This window comes from Stenotrophomonas chelatiphaga (genome assembly GCF_001431535.1).
Lineage (GTDB): Bacteria > Pseudomonadota > Gammaproteobacteria > Xanthomonadales > Xanthomonadaceae > Stenotrophomonas > Stenotrophomonas chelatiphaga.
On the sequence record NZ_LDJK01000017.1, the window covers coordinates 1 to 20,273 of the forward strand.

19 protein-coding genes are annotated in these 20,273 nt (G+C 67.9%); 6 read left to right on the forward strand and 13 right to left on the reverse strand.

What is annotated here, in order from left to right; translation table 11 throughout:
• Positions 1-139, forward strand: a 139-nt coding sequence (locus tag ABB28_RS17720; RefSeq protein ID WP_152983403.1) for a YgjP-like metallopeptidase domain-containing protein, incomplete at its 5' end; no start/stop codon positions are given.
• A gap of 36 nt (positions 140-175) precedes the next feature.
• On the opposite strand, the gene ABB28_RS05685 is transcribed toward ABB28_RS17720, so the two are convergent.
• From ABB28_RS05685 to ttcA, 3 genes are read right to left on the reverse strand one after another with little or no spacing between them, the layout of a single operon-like run.
• Entirely contained in the window at positions 176-955 is a 780-nt protein-coding gene (locus ABB28_RS05685; protein WP_057507712.1) for a M48 family metallopeptidase, read from the reverse strand.
• Between the two features lie 58 nt (positions 956-1,013).
• Positions 1,014-1,919: a recombination-associated protein RdgC gene (locus ABB28_RS05690; protein WP_057507713.1), complete on the reverse strand. Its 906-nt coding sequence runs from the start codon at positions 1,917-1,919 to the stop codon at positions 1,014-1,016.
• 12 nt (positions 1,920-1,931) lie between these two features.
• Positions 1,932-2,819 carry a tRNA 2-thiocytidine(32) synthetase TtcA gene (ttcA, locus tag ABB28_RS05695; RefSeq protein ID WP_057507714.1) on the reverse strand — a complete coding sequence of 296 codons (888 nt, stop codon included), beginning with the start codon at positions 2,817-2,819 and terminating at the stop codon, positions 1,932-1,934.
• A 90-nt stretch (positions 2,820-2,909) separates the two neighbouring features.
• Here ttcA and ABB28_RS05700 point away from each other — a divergent pair, with 90 nt between their 5' ends.
• Positions 2,910-3,113 carry a YdcH family protein gene (locus tag ABB28_RS05700; RefSeq protein WP_057507715.1) on the forward strand — a complete coding sequence of 68 codons (204 nt, stop codon included), beginning with the start codon at positions 2,910-2,912 and terminating at the stop codon, positions 3,111-3,113.
• 45 nt (positions 3,114-3,158) lie between these two features.
• On the opposite strand, the gene plsB is transcribed toward ABB28_RS05700, so the two are convergent.
• Positions 3,159-5,792, reverse strand: coding sequence for a glycerol-3-phosphate 1-O-acyltransferase PlsB (plsB, locus tag ABB28_RS05705; RefSeq protein ID WP_057507716.1), 2,634 nt, complete (start codon positions 5,790-5,792; stop codon positions 3,159-3,161).
• Entirely contained in the window at positions 5,792-6,760 is a 969-nt protein-coding gene (locus tag ABB28_RS05710; protein ID WP_057507717.1) for a hypothetical protein, read from the reverse strand. The genes plsB and ABB28_RS05710 overlap by 1 nt, the downstream gene beginning before the upstream one ends.
• 280 nt (positions 6,761-7,040) lie before the next feature.
• Here ABB28_RS05710 and ABB28_RS05715 point away from each other — a divergent pair, with 280 nt between their 5' ends.
• A complete protein-coding gene (locus tag ABB28_RS05715; protein ID WP_057507718.1) occupies positions 7,041-7,862 on the forward strand; it encodes a serine protease in 822 nt (273 codons plus the stop codon).
• Positions 7,863-7,913: 51 nt separating this feature from the next.
• Here ABB28_RS05715 and pyrF read toward each other — a convergent pair whose 3' ends face one another.
• Positions 7,914-8,636: an orotidine-5'-phosphate decarboxylase gene (gene pyrF, locus ABB28_RS05720; RefSeq protein ID WP_057507719.1), complete on the reverse strand. Its 723-nt coding sequence runs from the start codon at positions 8,634-8,636 to the stop codon at positions 7,914-7,916.
• On the reverse strand, positions 8,633-9,547 hold the full coding sequence (locus ABB28_RS05725; protein WP_057507720.1) for a 5'-nucleotidase, lipoprotein e(P4) family: 915 nt from the start codon (positions 9,545-9,547) through the stop codon (positions 8,633-8,635). Before ABB28_RS05725 ends, pyrF begins: the two co-directional genes overlap by 4 nt.
• Positions 9,548-9,646: 99 nt before the next feature.
• Here ABB28_RS05725 and ABB28_RS05730 point away from each other — a divergent pair, with 99 nt between their 5' ends.
• Positions 9,647-10,306 carry a YceH family protein gene (locus ABB28_RS05730; RefSeq protein WP_057507721.1) on the forward strand — a complete coding sequence of 220 codons (660 nt, stop codon included), beginning with the start codon at positions 9,647-9,649 and terminating at the stop codon, positions 10,304-10,306.
• Positions 10,307-10,372: 66 nt separating this feature from the next.
• On the opposite strand, the gene ABB28_RS05735 is transcribed toward ABB28_RS05730, so the two are convergent.
• A complete protein-coding gene (locus ABB28_RS05735) occupies positions 10,373-10,903 on the reverse strand; it encodes a GNAT family N-acetyltransferase (RefSeq protein ID WP_057507722.1) in 531 nt (176 codons plus the stop codon).
• Between the two features lie 267 nt (positions 10,904-11,170).
• Complete coding sequence (locus tag ABB28_RS05740; RefSeq protein WP_057507723.1) at positions 11,171-13,147, reverse strand: UvrD-helicase domain-containing protein; 1,977 nt, start codon at positions 13,145-13,147, stop codon at positions 11,171-11,173.
• Between the two features lie 101 nt (positions 13,148-13,248).
• Here ABB28_RS05740 and ABB28_RS05745 point away from each other — a divergent pair, with 101 nt between their 5' ends.
• Both ABB28_RS05745 and ABB28_RS05750 read left to right on the forward strand, forming a co-directional pair.
• Positions 13,249-13,971, forward strand: a complete 723-nt coding sequence (locus tag ABB28_RS05745) for an SEL1-like repeat protein (protein ID WP_083491952.1) — start codon at positions 13,249-13,251, stop codon at positions 13,969-13,971.
• Between the two features lie 28 nt (positions 13,972-13,999).
• On the forward strand, positions 14,000-14,614 hold the full coding sequence (locus tag ABB28_RS05750; protein WP_057507724.1) for a thymidine kinase: 615 nt from the start codon (positions 14,000-14,002) through the stop codon (positions 14,612-14,614).
• Between the two features lie 47 nt (positions 14,615-14,661).
• On the opposite strand, the gene ABB28_RS05755 is transcribed toward ABB28_RS05750, so the two are convergent.
• From ABB28_RS05755 to mutM, 4 genes are all read right to left on the reverse strand, one after another.
• Positions 14,662-16,263 (reverse strand): OpgD/OpgG family glucan biosynthesis protein, encoded by a 1,602-nt coding sequence (locus ABB28_RS05755; protein WP_057507725.1) that lies wholly within the window; start codon positions 16,261-16,263, stop codon positions 14,662-14,664.
• Between the two features lie 49 nt (positions 16,264-16,312).
• Positions 16,313-18,742 (reverse strand): serine/threonine-protein kinase, encoded by a 2,430-nt coding sequence (locus ABB28_RS05760; protein WP_057507726.1) that lies wholly within the window; start codon positions 18,740-18,742, stop codon positions 16,313-16,315.
• A 15-nt stretch (positions 18,743-18,757) separates the two neighbouring features.
• Positions 18,758-19,321: an ECF-type sigma factor gene (locus ABB28_RS05765; protein WP_057507727.1), complete on the reverse strand. Its 564-nt coding sequence runs from the start codon at positions 19,319-19,321 to the stop codon at positions 18,758-18,760.
• Positions 19,322-19,391: 70 nt separating this feature from the next.
• Positions 19,392-20,204 carry a bifunctional DNA-formamidopyrimidine glycosylase/DNA-(apurinic or apyrimidinic site) lyase gene (mutM, locus tag ABB28_RS05770; RefSeq protein ID WP_057507728.1) on the reverse strand — a complete coding sequence of 271 codons (813 nt, stop codon included), beginning with the start codon at positions 20,202-20,204 and terminating at the stop codon, positions 19,392-19,394.
• Positions 20,205-20,273 lie beyond the last annotated feature (69 nt).

Here is a 20,273-nt window from a genome sequence, read left to right on the forward strand (position 1 = left end):
CGGCCACCTGCTGCAGGCCAACCACTCCCCCGCGTTCTGGCACGAAGTGGAACAGCGCTTCCCCGCCTGGCGGCAACAACGCGACTACTTCCAGCACGAAGGCCGCCGCCTCAAAGCCATGCTACGGCAACTGCTGTAACCCGGCCGCCCACGGAAACGGTCAGCAGCGGCCGGGTTACAGCAGTTGCCGTAGCATGGCTTTGAGGCGGCGGCCTTCGTGCTGGAAGTAGTCGCGTTGTTGCCGCCAGGCGGGGAAGCGCTGTTCCACTTCGTGCCAGAACGCGGGGGAGTGGTTGGCCTGCAGCAGGTGGCAGAGTTCGTGGACGAGCACGTACTCGAAGGCTTCGGGCTTGCCGAGCACCAGTGCCAGATCCAGGGCCATGCTGCCGTCGGGGGCCAGTGAACCCCACTGCGAGGACATCACCTTCAGTCGGATCCGCGTCGGCGCGCGCGGCAGGCCGGGCAGGTAGCGCGGCAGCCAGCGTCCTACGTCGGCGCGTGTCTGCGCTTCGTAGAACTCGCGCAGCAGGCGCTTGAGCGTGGTCGGCGTGGCGCGCGCCGGCCAGTGCACGCAGGCGCCCTGTTCGTCTATTTCCAGCTTGGCGTAGCGTGCTTCCTGCCAACGCAGCGGAACCAGTTCACCGCGCAGCGGCAACCGTCCCGGTTCGCCCGGCACAAGCGGCGGCGGCATGCGATCGGAGCGGTAGTGCTGCAGCTGCTCGGACAGCCAGCCACGATGCTGTTCAAGAAACCGCTCGCCGGTCTGCAGGCTGGCACGCAGCGGCAGCGTCAGCCGCGCACCGCGCTCGTCCACGCTCAGCTTGATGCGACGCGCACGCGGATCGCGCACGCGCAGTACATCGATCTCCGCATCATCCAGCCGCAGCCGCACGGTGTCGCGCTGCACGGTGGTACTGGGCGCGGGGGACAGCAGGCGGCGGAGCAGGCGACTCATGCCACCAGCATACGCCGCCACGGGCGGCGCGATGTCAGCAACGTCCGCCGCACCCTGTTCAGTCGGCCTTGCTCAGCTTGAAGGCCTCTTCCAGCAGCAGGAACAGGCGGCGGATTTCCGCGCTCTGCAGCGCGAAGCGCGCATCCAGCTCGGCGCGACGTCCGTCATCATCGGAATGCTCCAACTGGTCCAATGCGCCATCGAGGAACTTCAGCTTGCGCACGATCAGGTCATCGCCGATGACGAAGGACAGGTTGTCTTCGAACACCAGCGCCAGCTTGGTGACCTGCTTGCCCGCGTCCAGGTGTTTGTCGATCTCGTCGCAACGCAGTTCCTGGTGCTGGCACTTGACCACGGCACCGCCCTCCACCGGATCCTTCATTTCGCACTCTTCGCCCAGCGACAGGCCGGTCGGCAGCGCTTCGCCGGCGATCCAGCCGGTGAGGATCGAACGCGGCGCCACTTCGGCGTTCAGCGGCATCGCCGGGAAACTGCCCAGCAGTCCACGAATATCGGACATGAAGTACTCGGCGGTCTTGCGGCTGGAGCAGTCCACCGCGACGTAGCCGTGCTTGAGGTCGATGAAGGCATCGTTGCGCGAGTTCTTGACGAAGGCGCGCGGCAGCAGTTCATGCAGCAGGTCGTCCTTCATGCGCTTGCGCTCACGGCCGCCGGGACGCCGCCCTTCGTTGGACTCGATCTCTTCCAGCTTGCGCTCCAGCAGGTCGTTGACCACCGCGCCCGGCAGGATCTTGTCTTCACCGCCGACGGTCAGCCACAGGTGCTCTTCGATGCGGTGCGAGAACTGTTCCTTCTCTTCGCGGCCGAACGGCGAGATGAAGCCACGCGAATTCATCTCAAGCGGGCCGACCGGCTTGAGCAGGGCATTCGGCAACTGGGTGTCCACGCTGGAGAAATCGGTGGCGGTAGGGAAACGGAAGAAAGTCAGGTTGCGAAAGAACATGGAATTCCGGATTCAGGAGTGAAGGGCGCCGTGGCCATCGTCGGCCAACGGCGTCTCAGGAGGTGCGTCGCGGTGGCGACGCTCCAGGGAATGAAAATCAAACAGGGTCGGGTCGGCCAGCTGCGACGGTTCCACGCTGGCCAGCGCACGGGCGATCTGGTCCACGCGCCCCGGATGGTCACTATCCCATTGCGCCAGCAGCTGGCCTATCTGGCGACGCTGCAGGTTGGGTTGGCTGCCACACAGCGTGCACGGGATGATCGGGAAGCGGCGTGCCTGCGCGTACTGCGCGATGTCCCGCTCGCGCACATAGGCCAGCGGCCGGATCACCACGTGCTGGCCGTCGTCGCTGCGCAGCTTGGGCGGCATGCCGGACAGCTTGGCGTGGTGGAACAGGTTCATCAGGAACGTCGCCGCCATGTCATCGCGGTGGTGCCCCAGCGCGATCCGGGTGAAGCCATGGGTGGCGGCATGCTGGTACAGCGCGCCACGCCGCAGCCGGGAGCACAGTGAACACTGTGTGCGCCCTTCCGGGATCACCCGGCTGACCACCGAGTAGGTGTCCTGTTCGATGATCTGGTACGGCACCCCCAGGCGCTGCAGGTAGGCGGGGAGCACGTCGGCGGGAAACCCCGGCTGCTTCTGGTCCAGGTTGACCGCCACCAGTTCGAACGGAACCGGCGCCCTGCGCTGCAGCTGCAGCAGCATGTCCAGCAGGGTGTAGCTGTCCTTGCCGCCGGACAGGCAGACCATCACTTTGTCGCCCGCGCCGATCATGCCGTAATCGGCAATGGCCTGGCCGACCTGCCGACGCAGCGCGCGGCCCAGCACGTCCCCCTGTGCATCGGCCTCGCGGCGGCCGCGTGGCAGGGGATCAGGCAGGGACAGGACGGCGGTCATCCGTCCATTCTACCGGCTGGCATGCGCGCTTCCGAGGCTTCCGGATCGGTGGTTCTCCCGGTGGTCACCCGCGCTGTGTATGCTCGACGGGTGGACACCTACACTCCCGCAGAGATCACCGAGCGCCTGCTCGCGCTGCGCGCCGACCACCGCGCGCTGGACGAACGCATCACGCGCATGGCGGCCAATGGCGAAGACGACCTGGAGTCCAAGCGGCTCAAGCGTCACCGGCTGCAACTGAAAGACTGCATCACCCGGCTGGAAAGCCTGCAGATCCCCGACGAGCCGGCCTGAACCCTGCGCGTGGGTGGCGACCGTGGGTCGCCACGCCCTGCCGGATCAATCCTGCGGCGCGGTTTCTTCCGGCCGCGCCGCTTCCGGGCTCACCCGCTCGATGGTGTGGCGCAGTTCGCGGCCAAGGATGAACTTGGCATCCTTGGCCCAGCCATCCAGGCGCTGGTCGAACAGCAGGCGGCTGTTTTCGTCCGGCCAGACCAGGCGCAGTTCGCGCAGCTTCTGGATGAATCCGCGGAACAGGGTCTTGTCGAAGAACTCCGGTGCCGCCGGTGCGTAAAGCAGGCTCAGGCGCTGCGCGGCCTGCTGGCACAGGCTTTCCAGTTCCGCCGCGCCCAGCGTGCCGGGACCGTTCTTCACCAGCACCGAAATGGCGATGTAGTATCGCTCGAATGCCTGCTGCAGGGAGTGGCCGATCGCGCGCAGGCGGAACACCTCGTCGGTCTGCCCGGTATTGCGCGACAGCACGCCGCCTTCGTCCTCGCCGACCTGCTGCAGCAGGCCCTCGCGGATGAACAGGTCGATGGTCTGCTCGATGCGCTTGCCGAACTCGTCTTCGGTCCACGGCAGGAACAGCTCGGCCTGCAGGAACGGGTACACCGTGCGTCCCAAGCGCACCAGGCCGGCACGGCCCATGCGCCGGTTGTTCTGGAAGCAGCACGCCACCCACGACGAGGCCGTGAACAGGTGCAGCACGTTGTTGCGGAAGTAGCTGAGCAGCACGGCCGTGTCGCCACTCACGCTGAGCACATCGCCCAGCGGGTGCTTGACCCGGGTCAGCACGTTGATTTCTTCGGCGTGGGCGATGATCCGCTCCGGCGAATGCGGGGTGACCGTCACCCGGTCCGAGTACGGCATTTCTTCCAGCAGCGTCTTGCACAGCTGGATCTGCGCGATCAGGTCGGCCTCGCCCATGGCGTGCTTGGGCGTGGACAGCAGCGCCAGCGCCAGCAGGTTGATCGGATTGACGTCGGCGGCGCCGTTGATGCGTACCTGGATGCGCTCGGCCAGGGTATCGACGGTGTTGGACAACCAGGCCGGCTTTTCATCCTCGGCCACGGCACGGCCATCCCATTCGGGGGCCTTTTCCGCCAGCACGTCGTTCAGTGCGATCGGTTCGCCGAAGTTCACCACCACCTGGCCGTAGTTCTGCTTGAGCACCTTCGGGATGCCCCACAGCAGCGACCAGATCGATTCCTTTTCCTTCGGCCGGCCCGTCAGCTCATCGAGGTAGCTGCTGCCTTCCATCAGCTTTTCGTAGCCGATGTAGATCGGCTGGAACAGCACCGGCTTGCGCGGCTGGCGCAGGAACGCCTTGAGCGTCATCGAGATCATGCCGCCCTTGGGCTGCAGCAGGCGCCCGGTACGCGAGCGGCCGCCTTCGACGAAATACTCGATGGAGTAGCCACCGGCGACCAGCTGGGCGACGTATTCGCTCAGTACCGCCGAATACAGCGCGTTGCCGCGGATCGAGCGGCGGATGAAGAACGCCCCGCCCTTGCGCAGCAGCGTGCCGACCACCGGCAGGTTGAGGTTGATGCCGGCCACGATGTGCGGCGGCACGATGCCGCGGTCGTACAGCAGGTAGGACAGCAGCAGGTAGTCCATGTGGCTGCGGTGGCTGGGCACGTAGACCACTTCATGGCCCGGCGCCGCCGCCTTGAACTTTTCAAGGTGGTGGACCAGCACGCCGGCGTAGATGCGGTTCCAGACGTGGCTGAGCATGAAACTGGCCGAACGCACGACCGGACTGGAGTAGTCGGCGGCGATTTCCCAGGCGTAGGCATGCGCTTTCTTCCACGCATCAGCGGGCTTGCTGTTGTCGCGCCGGGCCTGCGCGGCGATCGCTTCGCGCACCGGTTCGGCCTGCAGCACCTGGTCCACCAGCAGGCGGCGGGTGGACAGGTCAGGACCGATCACCGATTCACGGATGCGGCGGAAATGCGTCCGCAGCACGCGCTGCAGCTTGCGCACCGTGCGCTCGGGATCCAGCCCCTCATCGACTGTGGCCCGCAGCGAGATCGGCGGAGCGAAACGGACGATGGTGCTGCGGCCGTTCAACAGCACCGCCAGCAGGCGCCGGAAGCGGCCGACCAGCGCCCAGTTTTCAGAGAACAGCACGGCGAACCAGCCGCTCTGCTTGTCCGGCGCACGGCCGACGAAGATCGACACCGGCACCAGGTGCACGTCCAGTTCACCGCGCGCGCGGTGCGCCTGCAGCACCTTGGCCAGCGAGTCGGAGTGGGTCTTGGCGCCGCGCTGTTCGGGAATGATCGAATTGCTCGAACTGCGCCGCGACAGCGCCACGTAGGCGCGCTTGCGGCCGGTGGGGTCACCGGGCAGCGGCACCAGCGGCGAAGGCAGCCCGGCCTGGCGGCAGGCCTTGTCCAGGATCAGCGCATTGGACAGGCCGTAGTCCTCCAGCACATACACCACGGGACGGCCGTCGTTGTACTGGCCGGGATCTTCCGGCTCGATGTCCAGCGACAGCCAGGGTTCGAACAGGCGACCCAGCAACCGCGCCCACCAGGGACGTCGGCCGGCTGCCGCGCGCGCGGCAACGTGCGGCGGCACCGGGCCGTCGGTCGTCATCGGGGACACCAGCGCCGGATCGGCGGGCGTCTGCTCAGGTTGTTCGCCGGGGAACGGCAGCGGATTCTGTTTCGACATCGGCACCATTATGGCGTAGCCGGCGGCTTTGCATCGTCCCCGGTCTCAGCCGCAGGTGCGATGAGCGCTGCGGATTCAGCTTCCGCCTTCGCTCTGGCCGCGCTGGCGTTGCGCAGCAACGCATCGGTATCGGCCAGGGTGCGGGTCAGGTACCAATGGCCCTCGCGCCGGGTCAACGGAATCTGCAGGCTGATGGTCTGGCCAGCGAGCGGGTACTGCAGGCGTACCAGTGCATTGTCGCCCTGCTGGGACAGGATGTCGCCGACGATTCCGCGCATCGACGCGTCCAGGTCGAGTCCATAGCTGGCCAGCACGGCTTTCAGCGTTGCGATGAAGGGACCCAGCCGTTGCAGGCTGGCCGCCAGGCCGGCCTGCTGCAGTTGGTCATCAGTGGACAAACCGGTCGCGCTGGCCGCCCGGGTCAGCGCGGCGATGCTGGCGCGCGCGCGCGCGCGGTCGCTGATCGGCGCATCCGCCGCCCATGCCGCCAGGGTCTCGACCACCTGCACATAGTGCGCCTGCTGGCTGCTGGTGAAACTGGTCTCATGACGCAGGTACTGCACGCCGAACAGGCCCATCGACTGCGCGGCCTGGCGCACGGCGGTGGTCTGGCCGGCCAGTTGCCGGTCGAAACTGCGCTGCAGGCGTTGGCTGCCGTCGTCGGCTGACAGGGCCTGCAGCATCGGCAGCAGCTGGTCGTGCAACGGCAGTTCGGTCAGCGGCCAGCGACTGTGGCCCTGGCTCCATGCCTGCTCCAGCGCTGCGTACTGCGCCGGTGGTACCGACAGGCGCGCATAGGCCACCAGGTCGTTGTCGGCGATCGCGCGTGCCATTGCCTGCACCGCCGCGACCGGCTCGGCCGGCGGCGCGGCCGGATCGACCACGTCACGCTGACAGGCCGCCATCGCCAGCAGCAGCATGGCCGCGCAAGCCCATCCACCCGCATGGCGCAGCGCGCGCCGTTTTGTCTTCGACATGATGGTTCGGACTCCCCAGACCGGCCTGCATCTTGACCGGTGTTGCCTGTCAGCAGCAAGACAGCGGCGGCGGTGTTGTTTCCCCCCAGCCATGGGGACAGGACATTGAACCACACTCGCTGGAGGTTGTCGGATGCTGCACGCTCGCTGCCGGTTGAGCGCGGAAGGCGGCGTAGGTGGCTACCGTTGTCGCCGTTCGCTGTGACCGACATCGCATAATGCCGGGCGGCAGCCAGGGCCCACTGGTGTCCGGCAATCCGCCGGATCCGAGGGGCCCACCATGCGTTCCTGTTCTCTTGTCGTCCTTGCCAGCCTGCTCTGCCTGCCGGCGCTGGCACTGGCGTCGCTGCCGCATGCCGATCGTGGCGCACCGACCATCGTCGGCGGAACCGATGTTCCGGACGACGGCAATCCGTTTCTGGTCAGTATCCAGGCGCTGCCACTTGGCAGCACGCCGCTGCGCCGCCACTGGTGCGGCGGCACGCTGATTTCCCCGTCATGGGTGTTGACCGCCGCGCACTGCGTGACCCGTTGGTCGTCCGCGCAACTGAGCGCCCGCACGGGTGAAACCGACCTTACCGCCGGCACCGGAACCGATCACGCAGTCGCATCGATCCACATACATCCCGACTATGCCGACACCCGCAAGAGCGATGTCGCCCTGCTGCGCCTGGCCGCACCGGTACCGGACGCCCAGGTCATCGACCTGCTCGGCCAGGAAGGCATCGGCTACGAGATGGCGGGCCGGCTGCTGACGGTCGCCGGCTGGGGCGCGCTCTCCGAAGGCGGGGGCGGTCCCAGCCGCATGCAGCAGGTCGAGGTGCCCTTCATCAGCACGCCCGCCTGCCAGGCGCTGTATGCCGAAGACGGTATCCCCGTCGATGCTGCCAGCGAAATCTGTGCCAGCGAGGCCGGCCGCGATTCCTGCCAGGGTGACTCCGGCGGTCCGCTGTTCACCCGCGCCCCCGCCGGTGGCTGGGTCCAGCTGGGCGTGGTGAGCTGGGGTCTGGGCTGCGCACGCGGCGAATCCCCGGGGGTCTACGCGCGACTGGCCGGCCCGGGCATCGACGCCTTCATCGACGCCGTCTGGACCCGCGACTGACCTCTGCGCGCAATCGGGTTCGGTGGTCGAAGGCCACCGGACCCTGGGCGATCAACCGCGCAGCGCCTCGGCGATCTCGCGCTGGATGGCGCGCGCCGCCGCTGCGGGATCGGCCGCCAGCCGGATCGGGCGCCCGACCACGATCGCATCGGCGCCATCGCTGAAGGCGTCTGCTACCCCGACCGTGCGCTTCTGGTCATCGCCCACCGGGCCGCCCGGACGGATGCCCGGGCAGACGATGGAGAATCCGCTACCGGTCGCTGCCCGGATCGGTGCAGCCTCCTGGCCCGATGCGATGACGCCATCGATGCCAGCGGCTTTCGCCGCCAGCGCGCGTTCGACCACCACGTCCACCGGTTCGCGGTCGATGCCCATCTGCGCCAGGTCCTCGCGCCCCATCGACGTCAGCACGGTCACGGCCAGCAGGCGCATGTCACCACCGGCGACCGCCGCGCAGGCTTCCATCATCGCCGGGTGCCAGCCATGGATGGTGCAGTAGCTGACCGGCCACTGTGACAGCCGCTTGATCACGGCCGCGGCGGTCGCCGGGATGTCGAAGAATTTCAGGTCGACGAATACCCGCTTGTCGCGACGCGCGAGTTCCTCGAGCACCTGGAAGTACTCACCGGAGGCCAGCAGTTCCATGCCGATCTTGTAGAAGCCCACGCTGTCGCCCAGGCGATCCACCCACTCCAGCGCCTGCACGCGATCGGGCACGTCCAGCGCGAAGATCAGGCGCTGGTCATCACGCAGGGGCAGCGGCGCGCGGCTCACGGCGCATAGTCCAGTGCGGCGCGCTTGGCGTCATGGCGGGCCTGGCGCGACTGGCTGTAATCGTTGTTGAACTGCGCCGGTTCGAAGCCGCCGTAGGTCGGGTTCGGCAGCATCCACCAGCGCTCGCCGAACCAGTCGTGGTACTGCTGCAGCAGGGCATCGCGCCCTTCGTTGGTATTGGCGGTGACTTCGGCGAAGTCGCCGAGCTGGTCCCCGAACTGCATCAGCACGCGGTACTGCTCGCCGGCCAGGCGGCGGCGGCAGTTCTTCTCACTGCCGGCCTGCTCGCAGCCTTCCACCACGGTGCCCAGGCCAAGGAACACGCTGTCGTCGGCCACCGGCAGGCCTTCGGCACGCAGGTTGGCCAGGGTGGCTTCCTTCAAGTGCACGGCGCGGTTGGAGATGTACAGCAGGGTGACGCCTTTTTCGTTGGCCGCCCGGGCGAAATCGACGACGCCGGGAATTGCCTTGGCCTTCTTCTCGGCCACCCACTGGTCCCAGCTCAGCTCGTCGTATTCCTTGCCGTCGCGCACCAGGCGCGCCTGGTAGGGCGAGTTGTCCAGCACGGTTTCATCCAGGTCCAGCACCACCGCCGGCTTCAGGCCCTTGGCGTCGTTGCCGCGCTCTTCCGGCACCAGCGCGTCCCAGTTGGGCTCCTTCAGCGCGGCATCCAGGCGATCGGCCGCGGCCCGGTAGGTCTGCTCGGTGATCGCCCGGTACTCCTGCGCCCGCTGCATCCACAGCACCGCGTTCAGGTTGTCGTTGGCGCTGCTGTCCGTTGCCGCGGCTGCAGCGGCCGGGGCTGCAGCTGCGTCTGCGGCGGGCGGGGCGTCGACGCGCTTGCAGGCGGACAGCCCGATCACCGCAAGGGCGAGCAGGGACAGGGAGACGGGGGCGGTACGACGACGCATTGGCTTCACCATGTTCAGAACCCGGCCATTTTAACGGCAAAGATGACAGGGGCAGCGGCTATGCTTGACGGCTGTTCCACCGACCCACCGGAGCCCGCCATGACCGACACCCCCGACACCCCTGCCCGCCCGTTGCTGGATGCCACCCAGGCACGCCTGCTGGGCTGCCTGGTGGAAAAAGAAGCCACCACGCCGGATACCTATCCGCTGACGGTGAACGCGGCGCAGTCGGCGGCCAACCAGAAGACCGCGCGCGACCCGTTGATGAACCTGGATGCGGGCAACGTCCAGCATGCGCTGCGCCAGCTGGAAACGATGGGCCTGGCGCGCCAGCATTTTTCCTCGCGCGCGGACCGCTACGAGCATCGCCTGCAGGCCGCGCTGGACCTGACCCGCCAGCAGACCGTGGTGCTGGCGTTGCTGCTGCTGCGTGGTCCACAGACGTTGGCCGAGCTGGTCACGCGCGCCGAGCGGCTGCACCGCTTCGGCGATGCCGACGAGGCCCGCCATGCGATCGAACGCCTGCAGCAGCGCGAGCTGCTGGTGGTGCTGCCGCGTGCCAGCGGCCAGCGCGAAGACCGCTACATGCACCTGCTGTGCGGCGACGTCGATGGCGCGGCGCTGGCGGCGGCTTTTGCTTCGTCCGGGGCGGCCCCGGCGGGTGCCGCCAGCCACGATCCGGCACTGGCCGAGCGTGTGGCGCAGCTGGAAACCGCGGTCGCCGAGCTGCGCGCCGAGCTGGACGCGCTGCGCGGCTGAGCCACGGCTGCCGGCCCGCGGCCGGCACGACCGGGTGGGGCGCAATCCGCTATCGGGTGGCGCTGATCAGCCGGTGACGGCGGCCGCGCCCGGCGTGGCGAACAGGGTCACCCATTCTTCGCTGCCGGGCAGCTGGATCGGGCCGCGCTGCTGCATGCCCAGCCGGCGCAGGATCGCAGCGGAGGCCAGGTTGTCCGGGCTGATGATGCCGTACAGGTCCTTCAGGCCCACGACGTCACGCGCGTGGGTGAATACCGCCTGCGCCGCTTCCCTGGCATACCCATTACCGGCGTATTGCCCCAGAACCGCGTAGCCGACGTCCGGCCCCGGCAGGCCATCGCGGCGCACCAGGCCCGCGTTGCCCAGCCACGCACCATCGGAAAGGCGCTCGATCGCATACATGCCGAAGCCGTTCAGGGCGTAGCTGTGCAACACGCGCAGCGCGATGTACTCGCGGGCCTGCGCTTCGCTGCGTACGTCGCGATCACCGATGAAGCGCAGGAAACCCGGATCATTGAGCAGCGCCAGCATGTGGGCGGCATCCAGGTCCGGCTCGATGGGCCGCAGGCGCAGGCGTTCGCTTTCAATCGGGTGCACGGACAGGTCTCCAGCCAGAGATCCCGATTGTGCCTCAGCCCCCGCGGTTGCCGTTGCCTTTGATTTTCTTTTTTCTTTCCGTGGCTGACGCGCCAGGAAACCGTCCAAGGCCGGGTAGAGGGGCTGCGCAGGGGCGTGAGCCGCATGGATGCGGCGACCGAGCTTACAGGGACGTACTTGCAGCGTCCCCTGCGCAGTCCCTCTACCCGGCCAACCACGAACCCACTGCGTTGAGCGCCAGCCACGAGAGGCTGCGCCGTTCGCCGCTCAGTCGAACAAGGCCTGGATGGCCGCCAGTCCGGCAGTGGCGCGTTCCTGTTTGCGCGCCGCATCGGCCACCGGATCGGCACCATCACGCTGCAGTTCTTCGGCCGGCAGTTCGGCGAAGAAGCGGCTGGGCTTGAGCCGCACGTGCTCGCCGAACTTGCGCGTCAGCTTGCTGTGGCTCATCCACAGCTGGACCTTGGCGCGGGTGATGCCCACGTACAGCAGTCGCCGCTCTTCCTGCAGCGTGCCTTCGTCCAGGCTGACCTGGTGCGGCAGCACGCCGTCTTCGCAGCCGACGATGAACACGTACGGGAACTCCAGGCCCTTGGAGGCATGCAGGGTCATCATGCGCACCTGGTTGCCGCCATCGTCCTTGTCGTTGCGCGACAACAGCGCCAACTGGCCGGCCAGGTCGGCGGCGGTGGCACCGCGAGGACCGCCTTCAAACCATTGCGCCAGTTCTTCGATGTTGTTCGCACGGCGCTGGTAACTGGCTTCTTCCTTGGCCTGCTGGCGCAGCTCGCTGAGCAGGCCCGATTCCTTGGCCACCTTGCGGATCATGTCGCCGGAAGAGATTTCGCGGGTCTGCGCGCGCAGGTCGCGCAGGATGTCGGTGAAGCGCGACAGGCTGTTGGCCGCACGCGGGGCGAGCTGCTGCAGCGCACCGAGTGCCTCGGCCGCCTGCGCCATCGGCATGTCCTTTTCCGATGCCAGTTCCGCCAGCTTGGCCAGGGTGCCGGCACCGACATCGCGCTTGGGCGCCTGCACCGCGCGCATGAACGCCGTATCGTCGTCCGGATTCACCAGCAGGCGCAGCCAGGCCAGGGTGTCTTTGACTTCCTGGCGTTCCAGGAACACCGTGCCGCCGGACAGGTGGTACGGCACGCGCGCCAGCTGCATGGCTTTTTCCAGCGGGCGGGACTGGAAATTGCCCCGGAACAGGATGCAGAAATCGCTCCACGGCACCTGCCGCGCCTGCGCGATGAAGGCGATTTCGGCCGCCACTTTTTCGGCTTCGTGCTCGCTGTTGCGGCACTCCCACACCCGGATGCGTTCGCCGTCGGCCTGATCGCTCCACAGCTTCTTCAGGTGCTCGTGCGGGTTGTTGGCGATCAGCGCGTTGGCCGCGCGCAGCACCCGGTTGGAACAACGGTAGTTCTGTTCCAGCTTGATGATCTGCAGCGCGGGGTAGTCGCGCGCCATCTGCTGCAGGTTTTCCGGATTGGCACCGCGCCAGGCGTAAATGGACTGGTCATCGTCACCCACGCAGGTGAAGTTGCCCTTGTCCCCGGCCAGCTGCTTGAGCAGGCGGTACTGGGCATCGTTGGTGTCCTGGCACTCGTCCACCAGCAGGTAGCCGATGCGTTCGCGCCAGGCGATGGCGATCTCCGGATTCTCCTCCAGCACCTGCACCGGCAGCCGGATCAGGTCGTCGAAGTCCACCGCATTGAAGGCGGTCAGCCGCAGCTGGTAGCGCTCGTAGACACTGGCCGCTTCCTTTTCGCGGTTGCTGCGCGCCTCGCGCATCGCCTGCTCCGGTGACAAGCCGGCATTCTTGGCGCGCGAGATCAGGTTCTTCACGTCCTCGATGTCATCCGGCTTGGCGCCGTACATCAGGTCCTTGACCTGTGCGTTGCTGTCATCGGCATCGAAGATCGAGAAACCGCGCTTCAGGCCCACCGCCGCGTGTTCGATCTGCAGGAACTTCAAACCCAGCGCATGGAAGGTGCAGATGGTGACGTCTTCGGCATCCTGATCACGCAGGCGCCGCGCGACGCGCTCGCGCATTTCCTTGGCTGATTTGTTGGTGAAGGTGATCGCGGCGATGCGCCGGGCCGGATAGCGGCCGCAGCCGATCAGGTGGGCGATTTTCTCCACGATCACGCGCGTTTTGCCGCTGCCGGCACCCGCCAGCACCAGCAAGGGACCTTCGATATGCAGCACTGCTGCGCTTTGGGGGGGGTTGAGTCCGTGCATGTGCTGCTGATTGTAGCGGCGGCACCCTGACCTCCGGCAGATTGCGGTGGCGCGGGCAGCTGCGATAGTGGTGGCAGACCACGTTTCACAGGAAGTGACCGATGAAGCTGAACAGATTTACCACCCTCGCCCTGCTCGCCGCCGCCGCGCTGTCACCGGCCCACGAAGCGCACGCCCAGCTGGCGGCCGAAGACGCGCCGCTGTCGATGCAGGAGCACGCCGTGGTCAGTTCGCCTGCCTACCTCAAGGCGCACCCGGACCTGCGTTTCCGGCAACTCGGGCTGGCCGCGGTGGAGCGCGACAAGCCCGAGGATGCGCGCCGCTACTTCCGGCTGGGCGCCCAGCATGCCGACAAGCTGTCGCAGGCGCTGATGGCCGAGCTGTTGTGGAACGGCAAGGGCGGCCCGGTCGACCGCGCGCTGGGCTATGCATGGATGGACCTGGCCGCCGAGCGCGGTACCGAATGGCTGGTGGTACGCCGCGAACAGTACTGGGCGGCGCTGGACGAAGCCGAGCGCAAGCGCGCGGTCAGCGAAGGCCAGAAGCTGTATGCCGAGTACGGCGACCCGGTGGCCAAGCCGCGCCAGGAACGCGAAATGCGCCGCAACATGGGCGAGATGACCGGCAGCCGCACCGGCGCCCTGGGTTCGACCGTCATGCAGGTCCGCTTCAACGGGCAGATGGTGCGCGTGGTGCCGGAGATCTACTACGCCCCGCGGCTGTGGCAGCCCGACGCCTACTGGAAGTGGCAGGGCCAGCAGCTGGCCGCGGGCAACAGCAGCAGCGTGGACGTGGGTGCTCCACATCCGCTGCGCGGCGACTGAGGCCACCCGCTGCGGCTAGAATCTGCCGATGGCCAAGCTCTATTTCTATTATTCGGCGATGAACGCCGGCAAGACCACCACCCTGCTGCAGAGCGCGCACAACTACCGCGAGCGCGGCATGCGGGTGGCGATCCTTACCCCGCGGCTGGACAACCGCGCCGGCAGTGGCGTGGTCGCCTCGCGCATCGGATTGAAGGCCGATGGCGTGGCCTTCGAGCGCGACAGCGACCTCCAACACCTGGTCGAAGCGGATATCGCCGCGCACGGACCGCTCGGCTGCGTGCTGGTGGACGAAGCTCAGTTCCTCAGCCGGGCACAGGTCTGGCAGTTGAGTGAAGTGGTCGACCAGCTGCGCATCCCGGTGCTCTGCTACGGCCTGCGCACCGACTTCCGCGGCGAGCTGTTCGAAGGCAGCCAGTACCTGCTGGCCTGGGCCGATGAGATGCAGGAGATCAAGACGATCTGCCACAGCGGCAAGAAGGCGACCATGACCGTGCGCGTGGACGCGCACGGTCATGCGGTGCAGGACGGACCGCAGGTGGAGATCGGCGGCAACGAACGCTATGTCTCGGTCAGCCGCGCCGAATTCAAGAAGATCACCCGCGGTGAAGGCCGCATCGACCCGCTGCTCGCCGGTGGATGAAGCGCCAGCGCGGGTGGCGCGTCAGCGCCGGCCCGCGTTTGCTTGGCTCAGTACAGGGTGCGTTCGGGCGCCCCGGCCGGCGGCGGGCTGTACTGGTACAGCCAGGTTTCGGTCAGGGTCTTGCCGCCACTGCGCAGGAACAGCCGGATGTCGATCTGCGCGGTACTGTCATCGCCGGGCACCAGGTCGAACATGGCCCGATAGCCGTTGATCTCACGCAGCGGGCGCGCCGAGACGATTTCCAGCGTGCCTCGGCTGGCCTGCACCACCGCCTCCACCTCACCCTTGTCGATCAGGCTGGCCAGCTCACCCCCGGCGAAGTCCACCGCGAAACGCCACGAGAAATGCTCGCGCTTCTTGCCGATGATGCCGCCCAGCCCGGTGCGGGTGGCCACGGTGTGCGCCAGCGGCGAACGCGCGGGCGGCTCGGCGCCCCAGTACAGGCGATAGCCGACCAGCAGTTCCTGCCCGGCCTGCGGCTTGTCCTTCGGATTCCAGAACGCGACGATGTTGTCGAAGGTCTCGTCCACGGTCGGGATCTCCACCAGCTGCACCGAGCCCTCGCCCCACTCGCCCTTCGGTTCGACCCACAGGCACGGGCGCTTCTCGTAGAACACGCCGTCGTCCTGGTAATGGTCGAATTCGCGATCGCGCTGCAGCAGGCCGAAGCCACGCGGATTGCGGTCGACGAACATGTTGAAGCGCAGCTCGCGCGGGTTCACCAGCGGGCGCCAGATCCACTCGCCGCCACCGCTCCACATCGCCAGCCCGTCGGTGTCATGGATCTCCGGGCGCCAGTCCCACGCCATGCGGCGATCGTTCTCGCCGACCTGGAACATGCTGGTGCACGGGGCGATGCCGAGCCGCTCGATCGCCTTGCGCGGATACAACGCGCTGTCGATGTCCATCAACAACACATCGCCGTTGGTGATGGCGAAACGGTAGGCGCCGGCCACGCTCGGCGAATCCAGCAGCGCGTAGACCACGATGGTGTCCGAATCGTTGTCCGGGCGTTCGAGGTAGTAGGCGATGAAGTCCGGGAATTCTTCCGGCCCGCCGGTCCCGGTATCGATCGCCAGTCCCCGCGCCGACTGCCCGTACTGGCCCTCCTTGCCGACCGCGCGGAAGTAACTGGCGCCCAGGAAGGCGGCGAAATCGCGATCGGTATCCTTGCGCGTGTTGAGCCGGAAGCCGGCAAAGCCCAGGTCGGCCGGCAGCTGGCCGCCCTTGATGCCGCTCTTGCCGTAATCGAAGGCGGCGCCGTCGTAGGCCAGTTCCTGTGCCTTGCCATCGACCACGTCGAACATCCGCACCGGCGAATGGAAGTACAGCCCGAGGTGGAAGAATTTGGCCTGGAACCGTCCCGGCTCATTGCCCCACAACGCGTGGTCCTGGCGATAGCGGATGGACTGGTACTCATCCCAGTCCAGCGCTTCCACCGGTCCCGGCAGGGTCCGCTTGTGGGTCTTGTAGGGCGCTGCGGCCAGCGCACGCGCCTCGCCTTTCAGGCGGGCGAAGTCGAACGGCAGCGGTTGACCCAGGCGGCGCAGGCCGACCTGTCGGCTTGCCGCGGCGCCTACGTTCAATGCAGGCAGGCCGAAGGCAGCCAAGGCCAGGGAAGCGTTGCGGATAAAATCGCGTCGTTGCATTCGAAGGCAGCCGGGGCATGGAAGGTCGGCCATTATTCCAACAGATTCGTTAATTGTTGGCAGTGGCCGGAGACATTTGTTCAGCTGGCTGCGGCAGGCGGGCCAGGCGCAGGTCCAGCTGGCGGACCGCCGCAGACGGAATGCCGCGCTGGGCGATCAGCAACTGCCGCGCCTCGCGCCATGCGGCGGCGGCGCGCGCGGGGCTGCCCGCCGCGCGTTCGGCCTCGCCCAGGTCGAGCAGGCCCTGCGGCAGCAATGCCACCTGGCCAGGCTGGCGCCAGATCCGCACCGCATTGCGGTAATGGCTGAGCCTGCCAGGGACATCACCATCGGCCTGGGCGAGCTCGCCCAGCGCATGTTCGGCCAGGCCGACTTCACGGTGCTCCGGCCCGAGCGCCAAGGCCAGCTTGTCGCGTACCTCACCCAGTACCGGCCCGGCCCATGCCCGGCGCCCCTGCTGCAGCGCGAGCAGCGCGCGGGCACGCTGCACCACCAGGGTTTCCGGATGGTCCGGGCCGAAGGCCTGCACCGCCGACTGCCAGGCCTGGTCCAGTGCTGCGGCGGCATCGCTGGCCTGCCCGCTGCGGGCGAGCATCTGCCCCAGCTGGCGGCGCATCCCGATGGCTTCCGGCGTACCCGGTGCAGCGCGCTGCAGCAGCGCCAGCGCCTGCTGGTAGCCCTCCAGTGCACGCGCATCCAGGCCGGCATCGGCATCCAGCCCGGCCAGCCCCGCCAGCGCACCGGCGATGCCGCGCGGATTGCCCTCCCCGCGCTGGTACAGCGCCAGGGCACGGATGAACGCAGCGCGCGCAGCACGGACCTGGCCAAGCGGGGCCTGGCAGTGGGCCAGTTCACTGGCGAAGCCCGCCACGGCGGTCGGCAGCAGGTCCTGCTGCTGGTCGGCGATGTGCGCTGCGGACTGCAGGTGGGCGACGCACTCGCGGTCACGGCCCAGCATGCGCAGCGCGCGCGCGCGCTGGGTCACCGCTTCCAGCTGCAGCGCGCCTGGCACGTCCGCTTGTGCCTGCAGCAGCGTGCGCTGTTGATCCAGGACGCGCAGGGCTACCTCGTAGTCGCCCAGTCCGATGTACAGGCGTCCGATCACCCCTTCCATTTCGGCCAGCGCCAGCGGCTGCCCGGCCAGTTCCGCATGCGCACGCTGCTGTCCGGTTTCCAGCAGCTGGCGCACGTCGAAGTGGCCGTGGCGGACGCTTGCCGCGCGATCGAACAAGCCGATGTTGAAGTCCTGCATCGCCTGTGCGCGTGCAGTTTCCTGGCGGGCCTGGCGCGCCTGCCAGACGGCCATCGTCGATACCGCCAGCAAAGCCGACAGGGCCAGGCTGGCGCCCGCCACGCCCCACCGATGGCGCCGCAGATACTTGCGCAGGCGATACCCGGTGCCCGGCGGATGGGCGCGCAGCGGCCGTCCGTCCAGGAAGCGGCGCAGGTCCTCGGCCAGCGCATCGACCGATCCGTAGCGCTGCTGGGGATCCTTGGCCATTGCCTTGCCCAGCAGCAGGTCCAGGTCACCCCGCACGCGTCGGGCAAGACGCCGCGCGGCCGGCTGCACCGGCATCCCGGCTTCGCCCTGGAGCAACCGGCGTGATGCGGGCAATGGCTGGACATCCAGGATCGACCGTTCCCACTCACTGTCCGATTGCCGGCGCAGCCGATACGGCTTGTGCCCGGTGACCACTTCGTAGATCACCACGCCCAGCGAGTACACATCGGTGCGGGTGCTCAGCGGATCGCCCCGCACCTGCTCCGGCGCGGCGTAGTGCAGGGTGAACGCGCGCGGCTCGCCGGCCGCCGCCGCCGCGATGCCGAAATCGAGCAGCTTGACCGCCCCATCGGCGACCAGGATGTTGGACGGCTTCAGGTCACGGTGCACCACCAGGTTGGCATGCGCATGGGCCACCACCGAACACACCTGCAGCATCAACCACAGCCGCTCGTCCAGCGGCAGCATGCCGTGCTGGCAGTAGTCGGTTATCGGCTCGCCCTGCACGTAGTCCAGCGCGAAATACGGATGCCCCTGCGGGTCGATGCCCGCGTTGTGCAGCTGGGCAAGGTGGGGATGCTGCAGCCGGGCCAGGATCTGCCGCTCGCGCGCGAAGCGCGCATGCAGGCCGGGTTCGGCCAGGCCGCTGCGCAGCAGCTTCAACGCCACCTTGCGCTCGTACATGCCGTCGCAGCGCTCGGCCAGCCAGACTTCCCCCATCCCGCCTTCGCCGAGCAGGCGCAGCAGGCGGTACGGGCCGATGCGGGTGCCTTCGCGCGATGACCCGGGCGCGGAAAACACCGGCTGGGCCATGAACTGCTCGCTGTCGCGCGCATGGGCCAGCATTCTTTCCAGTTCCGCGGCCAGCGCCGGGTCGCGTCCTGCCACCTCCCGCAGCCGCACCAGGCGGCCGTCTTCATCCAGTTCCAGCAGCTGGTCCAGCCATGACGACAGTTCGCGCCAGCGCAGGGCATCCATGGCCGGTGCTCGCGCTCAGTCCCCGCTTACTTCGGTCAGCAGGAACAGGCGCGCCTTCTGCCAGTCCCGTCGGATGCTGCGCTCGGAACGCTGGCTGAGTTCGGCGATCTGCTGTTCGGTCAGGCCGGCGAAGTAGCGCAGTTCGACCACCCGCGCCAGGTGCGGATCCAGCGCCTGCAGGCGTTCCAGGGCCACGTCCAGCGCCAGCAGGTCCTCGTCCATGCGGATGCCGCTGCTGCTGTTTTCCGGGATGTCCACCCGCTTGAGGTCGCCGCCGCGCTTGCGGGCCAGGCGGTTGCGCGCGTAGTCCACCACCACGCTGCGCATCGCCGAAGCCGCGTAGGCGAAGAAGTGCGCACGGTCCTCGAAGCGCGCGCCGCCGCGGCTGCCGAGCAGTTTCAGGTAGGACTCGTGCACCAGCGAGGTCGCATCCAGGGTGCGCCCCTGCTGGCCGGCCAGCTGCCGCCGGGCCATGCCGTGCAGCTCCTGGTAAAGCACGGTGAGCACGCGGTCCAGCGCGGCACGATCGCCGCCGCGCGCGGAGTCCAGCCACACGGTGATGTCAGATCCTTCGTCCATCGCAGCGCCTGCTCCCACGGGAGTCGTGGCGCGACTATAGCCCTGTCCGGCGTGCTTGGCGAAAAAGCCCTCAGCGCTGGCAGGAACCACACCAGACGCTGGCACGCTGGCCGATGGTGGCGTGCTTCAGCGGACGCCCGCAGGCCCGACAGGGCTGGCCATCGCGCCCGTAAACCCACAGCTCCTGTTCGAAGTAGCCGGGCGCCCCGTCGGGACTGATGAAATCGCGCAGGGTGGTGCCACCGCGGGTGATCGCATGCTGCAGGATCTGCTTGACCGCCTCCGCCAGCCGCACGTAGCGCTCGCGCGATACCTTGCCGGCCTCGCGCAGCGGGCTGATGCCGGCCCGGAACAGGCTTTCGGCCGCATAGATGTTGCCCACGCCCACCACCACCGCCTGGTCCATCAGGAAGGTCTTGATCGGCGCCTTGCGGCCGCGGCTGCGCTGGAACAGGTAGTCACCATCGAAGGCATCGTCCAGCGGCTCCGGGCCCAGCCCCTGCAGCAGCGGGTGGACCTGGCCCGGCGGCTGCCACAACAGGCTGCCGAAACGGCGCGGATCGTTGAAGCGCAGCAGGCGGCCGTTGTCCAGGCTGATATCCACGTGGTCATGCGCGCGCAGCGGCGTATCGCCCGGCAGCACGCGCAGGCTGCCGGACATTCCCAGGTGCAGCAGCGCACTACCGGCTTCGGTGTCCAGCAGCAGGTACTTGGCACGCCGGCGCACATCCACGATGCGCTGCCCCGGCAACAGGGCGGCCACCTCGTCCGGGATCGGCCAGCGCAGCTCGCTGCGGCGCAGGATCACCCCATGGATGGCACGTTCCAGCAGGTGCGGCGCCAGTCCACGCCGGGTGGTTTCAACTTCAGGCAACTCAGGCATGCGTAGATTCTACGCCCGGCCACGGTGGCAGCGCGGTAGCGTTCCGAAAGCCCCCGGCACCTGTCGGAG

Coding starts and splice junctions, on each gene's coding strand:
- ttcA (WP_057507714.1), bottom strand. CDS start 2,819: ATGACCGCCGTCCTGTCCCTGCCTGATCCCCTGCCACGCGGCCGCCGC.
- mutM (WP_057507728.1), bottom strand. CDS start 20,204: ATGCCTGAGTTGCCTGAAGTTGAAACCACCCGGCGTGGACTGGCGCCG.
- ABB28_RS05690 (WP_057507713.1), bottom strand. CDS start 1,919: ATGTTCTTTCGCAACCTGACTTTCTTCCGTTTCCCTACCGCCACCGAT.
- plsB (WP_057507716.1), bottom strand. CDS start 5,792: ATGGTGCCGATGTCGAAACAGAATCCGCTGCCGTTCCCCGGCGAACAA.
- ABB28_RS05765 (WP_057507727.1), bottom strand. CDS start 19,321: ATGGACGAAGGATCTGACATCACCGTGTGGCTGGACTCCGCGCGCGGC.
- ABB28_RS05755 (WP_057507725.1), bottom strand. CDS start 16,263: ATGCAACGACGCGATTTTATCCGCAACGCTTCCCTGGCCTTGGCTGCC.
- ABB28_RS05760 (WP_057507726.1), bottom strand. CDS start 18,742: ATGGATGCCCTGCGCTGGCGCGAACTGTCGTCATGGCTGGACCAGCTG.
- ABB28_RS05750 (WP_057507724.1), top strand. CDS start 14,000: ATGGCCAAGCTCTATTTCTATTATTCGGCGATGAACGCCGGCAAGACC.
- ABB28_RS05745 (WP_083491952.1), top strand. CDS start 13,249: ATGAAGCTGAACAGATTTACCACCCTCGCCCTGCTCGCCGCCGCCGCG.
- ABB28_RS05740 (WP_057507723.1), bottom strand. CDS start 13,147: ATGCACGGACTCAACCCCCCCCAAAGCGCAGCAGTGCTGCATATCGAA.
- ABB28_RS05715 (WP_057507718.1), top strand. CDS start 7,041: ATGCGTTCCTGTTCTCTTGTCGTCCTTGCCAGCCTGCTCTGCCTGCCG.
- ABB28_RS05730 (WP_057507721.1), top strand. CDS start 9,647: ATGACCGACACCCCCGACACCCCTGCCCGCCCGTTGCTGGATGCCACC.
- ABB28_RS05710 (WP_057507717.1), bottom strand. CDS start 6,760: ATGTCGAAGACAAAACGGCGCGCGCTGCGCCATGCGGGTGGATGGGCT.
- ABB28_RS05685 (WP_057507712.1), bottom strand. CDS start 955: ATGAGTCGCCTGCTCCGCCGCCTGCTGTCCCCCGCGCCCAGTACCACC.
- ABB28_RS05725 (WP_057507720.1), bottom strand. CDS start 9,547: ATGCGTCGTCGTACCGCCCCCGTCTCCCTGTCCCTGCTCGCCCTTGCG.